This is a genomic window from Mesorhizobium sp. LHD-90, from assembly GCF_030929505.1.
Lineage (GTDB): Bacteria > Pseudomonadota > Alphaproteobacteria > Rhizobiales > Rhizobiaceae > Kumtagia.
Genome location: NZ_JAVFVV010000026.1, coordinates 23,173 through 35,559, shown reverse-complemented (window position 1 = coordinate 35,559; position 12,387 = coordinate 23,173). Strand labels below are relative to the sequence as shown.

Sequence of the window (12,387 nt, the reverse complement as noted above, 5' to 3'; positions counted from 1 at the left end):
CGCGAAAGCGCGAAGGCCGCTCCAAGGCGGACGGCAGAAACAAAAAAGGCCGCCGGGTCGCCCCGACGGCCTTTTGCTTTTCTCGTAGACGCCGCGCTTACTCGGCGGCGTTGGTCATTTCTGTCAGCATCGGCGTCGCGGTCTCCGCGCCGGTCGCCTTGCGGCGCTCGTCGAGGATGAGTTCGTCGCGATGCGTCGCGATGCGGCGGATCTGGCTCATCTGGCCGCCGGTGCCGGCCGGGATCAGGCGGCCGACGATGACGTTCTCCTTGAGGCCCTGCAGCGTGTCGACCTTGCCGGCGACGGCCGCCTCGGTCAACACGCGGGTGGTCTCCTGGAAGGAGGCCGCCGAGATGAAGGACGGCGTTTGCAGCGAGGCCTTGGTGATGCCGAGCAGCACCGGCTGGCCTTCCGCGGGCTTCTTGCCTTCTTCGACCAGCCGCTCGTTGACCTCCTCGAGCTCGATCACGTCGACATGGTCGCCGGGGATGTAGGTCGAGTCGCCCTGGACCGTGATTTCGACCTTCTGCAGCATCTGGCGGACGATCACCTCGATGTGCTTGTCGTTGATCGACACGCCCTGCAATCGGTAGACCTCCTGGATCTCGTTGACGAGGTAGGAGGCGAGAGCCTCCACGCCCTTGATCGCCAGGATGTCATGCGGCGCAGGATTGCCGTCCATGACGTAGTCGCCCTTCTCGATGGCGTCGCCGTCCTGCAGATGGAACGGCTTGCCCTTCGGGATCAGGTACTCGACCGGCTCCAGCGTCGAATCATGCGGCTCGATGATGATCCGGCGCTTGTTCTTGTAGTCCCGCCCGAAGCGGATCGTGCCGTCGATCTCGGCGATGATGGCATGGTCCTTCGGACGGCGCGCCTCGAACAGCTCGGCCACCCGCGGCAGACCGCCGGTGATGTCCTTGGTCTTGGCGCTTTCCATCGGGATACGCGCCAGCACGTCGCCCGGACGCACCGCCGCACCCGGCTCCACGGAGAGGATGGCCTCGACCGAGAGCAGGAAGCGGGCATCGCCGCCTTTCGACAGCTTTGCCACCTTGCCGCGGGCGTCCTGGATGACGATCGCCGGCTTGAGGTCGGAGCCGCGCGGCGTCGAGCGCCAGTCGATGACCTCGCGCTTGGTGATGCCGGTGGATTCGTCGGCGGTCTCCTGCACGGAGATGCCGTCGACCAGATCCTCGAACGCCACCCTGCCTTCGACCTCGGTGAGGATCGGACGGGTATAGGGATCCCACTCGGCGATGCGCTGGCCGCGCTTCACCTTGTCGCCCTCGTCCACGAACAGACGCGAGCCGTAGGTGACGCGGTGCGTGGCGCGCTCCTTGCCGCCCTCGTCGAGGATCAGCACCGCCATATTGCGGCCCATGGCCATGAGCTGGCCATCGGAGTTGCGCACCACGTTGCGATTGCGGATCTGCACCGTGCCTTCATAGGAGGCCTCGAGGAACGACGAGTCCACCACCTGCGCGGTGCCCCCCATGTGGAAGGTGCGCATGGTGAGCTGGGTGCCCGGCTCGCCGATCGACTGCGCCGCGATGACGCCGACGGCCTCGCCCTGGTTGACGGGCGTGCCGCGGGCCAGGTCGCGTCCATAGCAGACTGCGCAGACGCCGACCTTGACCTCGCAGGTCAGCGCCGAGCGGATGCGGATCGACTGGATGCCAGCCTTCTCGATCGCTTCGATGTCGCGCTCGTCCATCAGGCGGCCGGCCTTGACGATCAGATCGCCGGAGACCGGATGGTTGATGTCATCGAGCGCCGTACGGCCAAGGACACGCTGGCCGAGGGTGGCGACCACCTGGCCGGCATCGACGATCGGCTGCATCGTCAGGCCCTTGTCGGTGCCGCAGTCGATCGCGTTGACGATGCAGTCCTGCGCCACGTCGACGAGGCGACGGGTGAGATAACCCGAGTTCGCCGTCTTCAAGGCGGTGTCGGCCAGTCCCTTGCGGGCGCCGTGGGTCGAGTTGAAGTACTCGAGCACGGTGAGGCCTTCCTTGAAGTTCGAGATGATCGGCGTCTCGATGATCTCGCCCGACGGCTTGGCCATCAGGCCGCGCATGCCCGCAAGCTGGCGCATCTGGGTCGGAGACCCGCGCGCGCCGGAGTGGCTCATCATGTAGATCGAGTTCATCGGCTTCTGGCGGCCGTTGTCGTTGAACTCGACCGCGCGGATGCGGCCCATCATCTCCTCGGCGACCTTCTCCGAGCATTTTGCCCAGGCGTCGACGACCTTGTTGTACTTCTCGCCCTGGGTGATCAGGCCGTCATTGTACTGCTGCTCGTATTCCTTCGCGAGCGCCTCCGTCTTGGCGACCAGGTCGGCCTTCGTATCCGGAATGACCATGTCGTCCTTGCCGAACGAAATGCCGGCGCGGCAGGCATGGGAGAACCCGAGCTGCATGATGCGGTCGCAGAAGATGACCGTCTCCTTCTGGCCGCAATGGCGGTAGACGGTGTCGATCATCTTGGAGATGTTCTTCTTGGTCATCTCCTGGTTGGCGGTCTCGAACGGCACGTTGACGTTCTTCGGCAGCAATTCGCCGATGATCATGCGGCCGGGCGTCGTGTCGTAAATCTTCGATACGACGTTGCCGTCCTTGTCGACCGTCTTGAAACGGCCCTTGATCTTGGCGTGCAGCGTCACCGCCTTGGTTTCGAGCGCATGCTGCAACTCGCCCATGTCGGCGAACGCCATGCCCTCTCCCGGCTCGTTCTGGTTGACGATGGAGAGGTAGTAGAGGCCGAGGACCATATCCTGCGACGGCACGATGATCGGTGCGCCGGAAGCCGGATGCAGGATGTTGTTGGTCGACATCATCAGCACGCGGGCTTCGAGCTGCGCTTCCAGCGACAGCGGCACGTGGACCGCCATCTGGTCGCCGTCGAAGTCGGCGTTGAACGCCGTGCAGACCAGCGGGTGAAGCTGGATCGCCTTGCCTTCGATCAGCGTCGGCTCGAACGCCTGGATGCCGAGGCGGTGCAGCGTCGGCGCGCGGTTCAAGAGCACCGGATGCTCGCGGATCACCTCGTCGAGGATATCCCAGACTTCCGGCTTTTCCTTCTCGACCAGCTTCTTCGCCTGCTTGACAGTCGAGGAGTAACCCTTGGCGTCGAGGCGGGCGTAGATGAACGGCTTGAACAGCTCCAGCGCCATCTTCTTCGGCAGGCCGCACTGGTGCAGCTTCAGCTCCGGGCCGGTCACAATGACCGAGCGACCGGAATAGTCGACGCGCTTGCCGAGCAGATTCTGGCGGAAGCGCCCCTGCTTGCCCTTCAGCATGTCGGACAGGGACTTCAACGGGCGCTTGTTGGCGCCGGTGATGACGCGGCCGCGGCGACCGTTGTCGAACAGTGCGTCAACCGCTTCCTGAAGCATGCGCTTCTCGTTGCGGATGATGATGCCTGGCGCGCGCAACTCGATCAGCCGCTTCAGACGGTTGTTGCGGTTGATGACGCGGCGATAGAGATCGTTGAGGTCCGACGTGGCGAAGCGGCCGCCGTCCAGCGGCACCAGCGGACGCAGGTCCGGCGGGATGACCGGGATGACCTTCATGATCATCCACTCCGGACGGTTGCCGGATTCCATGAAGTTTTCGACCACCTTCAGGCGCTTGAGCAGCTTCTTCTGCTTCAGCTCGGAGGTCGTCGAGGCAAGCTCGGTCCTGAGCTCACCGGCGATGGAGTCGAGCTTCATCTCGGCCAGCAGCGCATGAATGGCCTCGGCGCCGATCATGGCGGTGAAGCTGTCCTCGCCATATTCGTCGATGGCGATCATGTACTCCTCTTCCGACAGGAGCTGATGCTCCTTCAGCGCGGTGAGGCCCGGCTCGGTGACGATGTAGTTCTCGAAATAGAGGACGCGCTCGATGTCCTTCAGCGTCATGTCGAGCAACGTGCCGATGCGCGACGGAAGCGACTTCAGAAACCAGATATGGGCAACGGGCGCGGCGAGTTCGATATGGCCCATGCGCTCGCGGCGCACGCGGCTCAGCGTCACCTCGACACCGCACTTCTCGCAGATGACGCCCTTGTACTTCATGCGCTTGTACTTGCCGCACAGGCACTCGTAGTCCTTGATCGGACCGAAGATGCGCGCGCAGAACAGGCCGTCACGCTCTGGCTTGAACGTACGGTAGTTGATGGTCTCCGGCTTCTTGATCTCGCCGAACGACCAGGACAGGATCTTGTCCGGGCTGGCGAGCGAGATCCGGATGGAATCGAACACCTGCGCGGGCACGTTGTTGTTGAAGAGATTCATGACCTCTTGGTTCATGCCGTTCTCCTTCTCGGGACCGAAATCCCGTTAAAATCTCGCGGGAAAGGCCCGCCTACTTCCGGCCCGATCGAACGCCGCCGCTACGCGCGCCTCATCGGACAATCTCATGCGACCAGGCTTCCGGCCGTCTCGGGCGGTCGCGGAACCATCGTTCCGCGACATACCCTGCTTTGCGTCACTCGGCAGCGTCGCGCATGCGCGGCGCCGGTTGATCCTCGACGACCGTATTTTCCAGCTCGACGTTGAGGCCCAGCGACCGCATTTCCTTGACGAGCACGTTGAAGCTCTCCGGAATGCCGGCCTCGAAGCTGTCGTCTCCACGCACGATCGCCTCGTAGACCTTGGTGCGGCCGGCCACGTCGTCCGACTTCACCGTCAGCATCTCCTGCAGCGTATAGGCGGCGCCATAGGCTTCGAGCGCCCACACCTCCATCTCGCCGAAGCGCTGGCCGCCGAACTGCGCCTTGCCGCCCAGCGGCTGCTGGGTGACGAGCGAGTACGGGCCGATCGAGCGCGCGTGGATCTTGTCGTCCACCAGGTGGTGCAGCTTGAGCATATAGATGTAGCCCATCGTCACCTTGCGATCGAAAGCCTCGCCGGTGCGGCCGTCATAGAGCGTCGACTGACCGCTTGAGTGCAAGCCGGCCTGTTCGAGCATCTGGTTGATGTGCGCCTCATGCGCGCCGTCGAAGACCGGCGTGGCGATCGACACGCCGCGCTTCATCTGGTCGGCGAGCCGCACGACTGACTCGTCGTCGAAGCGCCGTACCGGTTCGTTGCGGTCGTTGTCAGGGATGATCTGCTCGATCGTCTGACGCAGCGGCTTGATGTCGCCGCCCGCCTTGTAGGCTTCGAGCAGATCGCCGATCTTGCGGCCCATGCCGGCGCAGGCCCAACCGAGATGCGTCTCGAGGATCTGACCGACATTCATGCGGCTCGGCACGCCGAGCGGGTTGAGCACGATGTCGGCATGTGTGCCGTCTTCCAGGAACGGCATGTCCTCTACCGGCACGATACGCGAAACGACACCCTTGTTGCCGTGACGGCCGGCCATCTTGTCGCCCGGCTGCATCTTGCGCTTAACCGCCACGAAGACCTTGACCATCTTCATGACGCCCGGAGGCATCTCGTCGCCGCGCTGCACCTTCTCGACCTTGTCCATGAAGCGCTGCTCCAGCGCCTTCTTGGAATCGTCGTACTGGCCACGCAACGCCTCGATCTCGCGCTGGAGGGCTTCGTCCTCCACAGCAAACTGCCACCATTGCGAGCGCGGATATTCGCCGAGCAGCTCCTTCGACAGGGTCGTGCCCTTCTTGAAGCCCTTCGGCCCCTGAACGGCATCCTTGCCGACGATCATGTCGGTGAGGCGCGAATAGACGTTGCGGTCGAGGATCGCCTGCTCGTCGTCGCGGTCCTTGGCGAGGCGTTCGATCTCCTCACGCTCGATCGCCATGGCGCGTTCGTCCTTCTCGACGCCGTGGCGATTGAACACGCGCACCTCGACCACCGTGCCATACGTGCCCGGAGGCATGCGCATGGAGGTGTCGCGGACGTCCGACGCCTTCTCGCCAAAGATGGCGCGCAGCAACTTCTCTTCCGGCGTCATCGGGCTTTCGCCCTTCGGCGTGATCTTGCCGACCAGGATGTCGCCCGGCTGCACTTCCGCGCCGATGTAGACGATGCCGGCCTCGTCGAGGTTCTTCAGCGCCTCTTCCGAGACGTTCGGAATGTCGCGCGTGATCTCTTCCGGCCCGAGCTTGGTGTCGCGCGCCATGACCTCGAACTCCTCGATGTGGATCGAGGTGAAGACGTCATCCGACACGATCTTCTCGGAGAGCAGGATCGAGTCCTCGTAGTTGTAGCCGTTCCAAGGCATGAACGCGACGAGCACGTTGCGGCCGAGCGCCAGATCGCCAAGATCGGTCGACGGGCCGTCGGCGATGATGTCGCCCTTCTCGATCCGGTCGCCCATTCGCACCAGCGGACGCTGGTTGATGCAGGTGTTCTGGTTCGAGCGCTGGAACTTCATCAGACGGTAGATGTCGACGCCCGACTTGCCTGCCTGCAGGTCTTCCGTCGCGCGGATGACGATACGGGTCGCGTCCACCTGGTCGACGATGCCGGTGCGGCGTGCAGCGATCGCAGCGCCGGAGTCGCGCGCCACGATCGGCTCCATGCCGGTGCCGACGAACGGCGCCTCGGCGCGCACCAGCGGCACGGCCTGACGCTGCATGTTCGAGCCCATCAGCGCGCGGTTGGCGTCGTCGTTCTCCAGGAACGGGATCAGCGCCGCGGCGACCGACACCATCTGCTTCGGCGACACGTCCATCAGGTCGACATTCTCGCGCGGGGTCATCATCACCTCGCCGGCATGCCGGCAGATGACGAATTCCTCGGTGAAGGAGCCGTTCTTGTCGAGCTCGGCGTTGGCCTGCGCGACATAGTGCTTGGCCTCCTCCATCGCCGACAGATAGACGACCTCCTCGGACACCTTGCCGTCGATGATCTTGCGGTACGGGCTTTCGATGAAGCCGTACTTGTTGACACGAGCAAAGGTCGCGAGCGAGTTGATCAGGCCGATGTTCGGGCCTTCCGGCGTTTCGATCGGGCAGATGCGGCCATAATGCGTGACGTGAACGTCGCGCACCTCGAAACCGGCGCGCTCGCGGGTCAGACCGCCCGGTCCGAGCGCCGACAGGCGGCGCTTGTGGGTGATCTCGGAGAGCGGGTTGGTCTGGTCCATGAACTGCGAGAGCTGCGAGGAGCCGAAGAACTCGCGCACGGCGGCGGCCGCCGGCTTGGCGTTGATCAGGTCTTGCGGCATCACCGTGTCGATCTCGATCGACGACATGCGCTCCTTGATGGCGCGCTCCATGCGCAACAGGCCGACGCGGTACTGGTTCTCCATGAGCTCGCCGACCGAGCGCACCCGGCGGTTGCCGAGATTGTCGATGTCGTCGATCTCGCCCTTGCCGTCGCGCAATTCGACCAGCGTCCGGACAACGGCGATGATGTCCTCCTTGCGGAGAACGCGCACGGTGTCCTCGGCCTTGAGGTCGAGACGCATGTTCATCTTGACGCGGCCGACGGCCGACAGGTCGTAGCGGTCGGCGTCGAAGAACAACGAGTTGAACATCGCCTCGGCGGTGTCGATCGTCGGCGGCTCGCCGGGGCGCATGACGCGATAGATGTCGAACAACGCGTCCTGGCGGCTCTCATTCTTGTCGACGGCGAGCGTGTTGCGGATGTAGCCGCCAATGTTGATGTGGTCGATGTCGAGGATGGAGAATTCCTCCTCGCCGGTCGACAGCAGCACCTTCAGCGTCTTCTCGTCGATCTCGTCGCCGGCCTCGAGATAGATCTCGCCGGTCTGGAAGTTGACGATGTCCTCGGCGAGATAGCTGCCGAGAATATCCTCGTCGGTCGCCTTGATCGCCTTGAGGCCCTTGTCGGCGAGTTGCTTGGCCTGCCGCGCGGTGATCTTCTTGCCGGCCTCCACGACAATCTCGCCGGTGTCGGCGTCGACCAGGTCGTTGACCGCCTTCAGGCCGCGGAACCGCTCGGCGCTGTAGGGGATGCGCCAGTGGTCGCCGGAACGCTTGTAGACAATCTTGTTGTAGAAGGTCGAAAGGATCTCCTCGCCATCCATGCCGAGGGCCATCAGCAGGCTCGTCACCGGCAGCTTGCGGCGACGGTCGATGCGAGCGTGCACGACGTCCTTGGAATCGAACTCTATGTCGAGCCAGGAGCCGCGATAAGGGATGACGCGCGCGGCGAACAGAAGCTTGCCCGAAGAGTGCGACTTGCCCTTGTCATGGTCGAAGAAGACGCCCGGCGAACGGTGCATCTGCGAGACGATGACACGCTCGGTACCGTTGATGATGAAGGTGCCGTTCAGCGTCATGAGCGGCATGTCGCCCATGTACACGTCCTGCTCCTTGATGTCCTTGATCGACTTGGCGCCGGTGTCCTCGTCGATATCGAACACGATCAGGCGCAGCGTCACCTTCAGCGGCGCGGCATAGGTCAGGTCGCGCTGCCGGCATTCGTCCACGTCGAACTTCGGCGCCTCGAACTCGTACTTGACGAATTCCAACATCGAGGAACCCGAGAAATCGGAAATCGGGAAGACCGACTTGAAAACGGCCTGCAGTCCCTCATCCGGACGGCCGCCTTCCGGCTCGTGGACCATGAGGAACTGATCGTAGGATGCCTTCTGCACCTCGATGAGGTTCGGCATCTCCGCAACCTCGGGGATGTTCCCGAAGAACTTGCGTACGCGCCTGCGGCCATTGAATGTCGCGGTCTGGGCCATCGTCGCTCCTTGCTCGCTTGGGGCGCGTCCAACAAACACGCCTTGCATATGGTGAACCCCGGCACACCAGGGTCAGTCCTAAAACGGGAGAAAACCCGTTTCCTGAAAGCCGCCGCACGGCCCTCAGGAAAGAGGTTTTCGAACACTTCCCCCATTACGCGGGGACCGGCGGACGGATTGTCCATCCGCCGGCAGCCGCAGTACTTACTTCAGCTCGACCTTGGCGCCGGCTGCTTCGAGCTGGGCCTTGATCTTGTCGGCATCGGCCTTGGAAACGGCTTCCTTGACCGCCTTCGGAGCGCCTTCGACCAGATCCTTGGCTTCCTTGAGGCCGAGGTTGGTGATCGCACGCACTTCCTTGATGACGTTGATCTTCTGGGCGCCGGCATCCGTCAGGATGACGTCGAACTCGGTCTTCTCCTCGACGGGAGCAGCAGCGGCGGCGCCACCACCGGCAGCGGCGGCGGCAGCCACCGGAGCGGCAGCGGAAACGCCCCACTTCTCTTCGAGCAGCTTCGACAGCTCGGCCGCCTCGAGGACGGTCAGCTGCGAAAGGTCGTCTACGATCTTTGCGAGATCAGCCATTTTGTTTTTCCTTCAAAAAGTTCGAACACGTGTTGATGAGGATAGCGAGGAACGGCCTCACGCCGCCTCGTCCTTCCGGGCATACGCGCCGATGACGCGGGCAACCGAGGCTGCCGGCGCATTGACGATCTGGGCGATCCGGGTTGCCGGGGCGGCGATGAGCCCCACCAGCTTGCCGCGCAGCTCATCGAGCGACGGAAGCGTGGCCAGGGCCTTCACTCCGTCGGCGTTGAGCGCGGTCGACCCCATCGCGCCACCGAGAATGACCAGCTTGTCATTCCCCTTGGCGAAATCGGAGGCGACCTTGGGCGCCGCAACCGGATCCTCCGAATAGGCGATCAGCGTCTGTCCCTTGAACAGGTCGATGATGCTTTCGGATTCCGTACCCTGAAGAGCGATGCGGGCGAGACGGTTCTTCGCGACTTTGACGGTGCCGCCGGCAGTACGCATCTTCGAGCGAAGATCGTTCATCTGCGCGACGGTGATACCGGCATAGTGGGCCACGACCACTGAACCGGCGCCCTTGAAGGCGTCGTTCAGGCCCGTGACGAGTTCGCGTTTTTCCGCTCTGTCCACTGCCTATCTCCAGTTGACCTCCGTCCGTTTCCGGAACGGAGATCGGGTTGCCTTTTGCCGCCCGGGTCATCCATATGGACCACCCGAACGACGTTCGAGGATCCTGTCCCCTTTCGTTGCGACGGGCGTCTCTCGACGGCCGGCGCGCGGACAAAGGCAAACACGGTTCGAACCTTCCATCAGGGCCAAGGAATGCCCCTTTGTCCGGTCGTCACCCGTCTCATGCAGGCCCATGCGAATTAAGGACCAGGAACACCTGGACCGCCTGCAATCTCGGACAGGATAGTCCGGAAGCGTTGTTCTGCTTCCGCAGTCCGGACCGATATGCTGGCCCGGAATTCGTTGGAAAACCGCCGCGATGCGCGGCGGTCTTCATTCAAGGGATCAGGCCGTGCCGAGGCTCGCCAGATCGACCTTGAGGCCGGGGCCCATGGTCGAGCTCACCGACATCTTCTTCATGTACACGCCCTTGGCGCCGGCAGGCTTCGCCTTGTTGACGGCGTCAGCCAGCGCGCGGACATTCTCTTCCAGCGCGGCGGTCTCGAACGAGACCTTACCGATGCCGGCATGCACGATGCCGGCCTTCTCGACGCGGAACTCGACGGCGCCGCCCTTGGAGGCCTTCACCGCGGCGCCCACGTCCATGGTCACGGTGCCAACCTTCGGGTTCGGCATCATGCCGCGCGGGCCGAGCACCTTGCCCAAGCGTCCGACCAGCGGCATCATGTCGGGCGTTGCGATGCAGCGATCGAAGTCGATCGTGCCTTTCTGCACGACCTCGACCAGATCCTCAGCGCCTACGATGTCGGCGCCGGCGGCCTTGGCCTCGTCGGCCTTGGCGCCCCGCGCGAACACGGCGACGCGCACGGTCTTGCCGGTGCCGTTCGGCAGGTTGACCACGCCGCGCACCATCTGGTCGGCGTGACGCGGGTCAACGCCGAGGTTGAGCGCCACCTCGACGGTCTCATCGAACTTCACCTTGGAGCGATCCTTCAGCATCTTGATCGCCTCGCCGAGCGAGTACGACTTGTTCGGATCGACGCCCTCGCGGGACTTCTCAACACGCTTTGCAAGCTTTGCCATCGTCTCAGCCCACCACTTCCAGGCCCATCGAACGGGCGGAGCCTTCAACCATACGCATGGCGGCTTCGACGTCGTTGGCGTTGAGATCCTTCATCTTGGCGGTCGCGATCTCGCGCACCTTGTCGCGGCTGATCTGGCCGACCTTGGCCTTTCCCGGCTCCTTGGATCCGGAAGAAAGGTTCGCAGCCTTCTTCAGGAAATAGCTCACCGGAGCCGTCTTCATGACGAAGGTGAACGACTTGTCCTGATAGTAGGTGATCACCACCGGAACCGGCGATCCCTTCTCCATTTCCTGCGTCTGGGCGTTGAACGCCTTGCAGAATTCCATGATGTTGATGCCGCGCTGACCAAGCGCCGGGCCGATCGGGGGCGACGGCGTCGCCGATCCCGCCTTGACCTGGAGCTTGAGCTGGCCCGCTACTTTCTTAGCCATCTCTCTACTGCCTTTGTTTCATGCCGGACATTTCCGACGGTTTGCAGTCTGGTGGTCCGGAAGCCACGGCCGGCCAGGCCGCCTTTCCTCCCACCGCGAACGAGAAGCGCTTGCGCCCTCGCCGTCCCGGAACTCAAGGCCGGGACATTTCCGGTCAGCCCTTCTCGACCTGACCGAACTCCAGATCGACAGGCACGGCGCGCCCAAAGATCGAAACTTCCACCTTGAGTCGCGCCCGCTCGGCGTCCACTTCCTGGACGAAACCATTGAACGAGGCGAAAGGCCCATCCGACACGCGCACCGCTTCGCCGATCTCGAAGGTGACCGACGGCTTCGGCCGCTCCACACCCTCCTGCACCTGATGCAGGATGCGCTCGGCCTCCTTGTCGGTGATGTGCATCGGCTTTGCGGTGTGCTTGTCCTCGCCAAGGAATCCGGTGACACGCGGCGTGTTCTTGACCAGGCTGATCACCGCGTCGTTCAGTTCGGCCTTCATCAGCACATAGCCGGGGAAGAATTTGCGCTCGGCATCCACCTTCTTGCCGCGCCGCACTTCCACGACCTTCTCGGTCGGCACGACGATCTGCTCGATCCTTTCGCTCAGACCCTTCTGCTTGGCCTTGTTCTCGATGTCCTCAGCGACCTTCTTCTCGAAGTTCGAGTAGGCATGGACGATGTACCAGCGCGCCGCCATCAACTGTTCTCCGTAAACGCCGGTATCAGCGGCCGAGGCCGAGGATCAGATCGATACCGAACGCCATCAACTGGTCGGCGACGAAGAAAAAGATCATCGCGATGATCGCGAACACCACAACCATGGCGGTGGAGATCATCGTCTCGCGCCGCGAGGGCCAAGTCACCTTGGCCGCCTCGGACCTTACCTGCTGAAGGAAGGTGAAAGGGTTCGTGGTCTTCGATGCCATCTGCCGCTCTGTTCCACAGGCTCTGAAGAGCCCGAATTCCGTCCCGTTGGCCGGGATTGCCGCCGCATTGAGCCGGAATGCAGCGAATCGGTTGCGCATTCCCACCATACAATTTGGACGCGCAAAGCTGGATATCCAGCTCCACGCGTCGCGTGTCCGTCGTCACTACATAAAA

At 63.2% G+C, this 12,387-nt stretch carries 8 protein-coding genes; all 8 read right to left on the bottom strand.

Annotated features, from left to right (window positions below):
- Positions 1-97 precede the first annotated feature (97 nt).
- Entirely contained in the window at positions 98-4,294 is a 4,197-nt protein-coding gene (gene rpoC, locus RB623_RS26675; protein ID WP_308060154.1) for a DNA-directed RNA polymerase subunit beta', read from the bottom strand.
- Positions 4,295-4,472: 178 nt separating this feature from the next.
- The gene (rpoB, locus tag RB623_RS26670) at positions 4,473-8,612 is read right to left on the bottom strand and encodes a DNA-directed RNA polymerase subunit beta (protein WP_308060153.1); all 4,140 of its coding nucleotides are present in this window, start codon (positions 8,610-8,612) and stop codon (positions 4,473-4,475) included.
- Between the two features lie 204 nt (positions 8,613-8,816).
- Positions 8,817-9,197, bottom strand: a complete 381-nt coding sequence (gene rplL, locus RB623_RS26665) for a 50S ribosomal protein L7/L12 (RefSeq protein ID WP_308060152.1) — start codon at positions 9,195-9,197, stop codon at positions 8,817-8,819.
- 57 nt (positions 9,198-9,254) lie between these two features.
- A complete protein-coding gene (gene rplJ, locus RB623_RS26660; protein WP_308060151.1) occupies positions 9,255-9,773 on the bottom strand; it encodes a 50S ribosomal protein L10 in 519 nt (172 codons plus the stop codon).
- A 384-nt stretch (positions 9,774-10,157) separates the two neighbouring features.
- On the bottom strand, positions 10,158-10,856 hold the full coding sequence (gene rplA, locus RB623_RS26655; RefSeq protein ID WP_308060150.1) for a 50S ribosomal protein L1: 699 nt from the start codon (positions 10,854-10,856) through the stop codon (positions 10,158-10,160).
- A 4-nt stretch (positions 10,857-10,860) separates the two neighbouring features.
- Positions 10,861-11,289, bottom strand: coding sequence for a 50S ribosomal protein L11 (gene rplK, locus RB623_RS26650; protein WP_308060149.1), 429 nt, complete (start codon positions 11,287-11,289; stop codon positions 10,861-10,863).
- Between the two features lie 154 nt (positions 11,290-11,443).
- Positions 11,444-11,983, bottom strand: coding sequence for a transcription termination/antitermination protein NusG (gene nusG / locus RB623_RS26645; protein WP_308060148.1), 540 nt, complete (start codon positions 11,981-11,983; stop codon positions 11,444-11,446).
- 25 nt (positions 11,984-12,008) lie between these two features.
- Complete coding sequence (secE, locus tag RB623_RS26640; RefSeq protein WP_308060147.1) at positions 12,009-12,212, bottom strand: preprotein translocase subunit SecE; 204 nt, start codon at positions 12,210-12,212, stop codon at positions 12,009-12,011.
- Between the last annotated feature and the right edge of the window lie 175 nt (positions 12,213-12,387).

Bases quoted from the DNA above. Each gene is read 5' to 3' on its own strand.
- rpoC (WP_308060154.1), bottom strand. From the start codon at position 4,294: ATGAACCAAGAGGTCATGAATCTCTTCAACAACAACGTGCCCGCGCAG.
- rpoB (WP_308060153.1), bottom strand. From the start codon at position 8,612: ATGGCCCAGACCGCGACATTCAATGGCCGCAGGCGCGTACGCAAGTTC.
- rplL (WP_308060152.1), bottom strand. From the start codon at position 9,197: ATGGCTGATCTCGCAAAGATCGTAGACGACCTTTCGCAGCTGACCGTC.
- rplA (WP_308060150.1), bottom strand. From the start codon at position 10,856: ATGGCAAAGCTTGCAAAGCGTGTTGAGAAGTCCCGCGAGGGCGTCGAT.
- rplK (WP_308060149.1), bottom strand. From the start codon at position 11,289: ATGGCTAAGAAAGTAGCGGGCCAGCTCAAGCTCCAGGTCAAGGCGGGA.
- nusG (WP_308060148.1), bottom strand. From the start codon at position 11,983: ATGGCGGCGCGCTGGTACATCGTCCATGCCTACTCGAACTTCGAGAAG.
- secE (WP_308060147.1), bottom strand. From the start codon at position 12,212: ATGGCATCGAAGACCACGAACCCTTTCACCTTCCTTCAGCAGGTAAGG.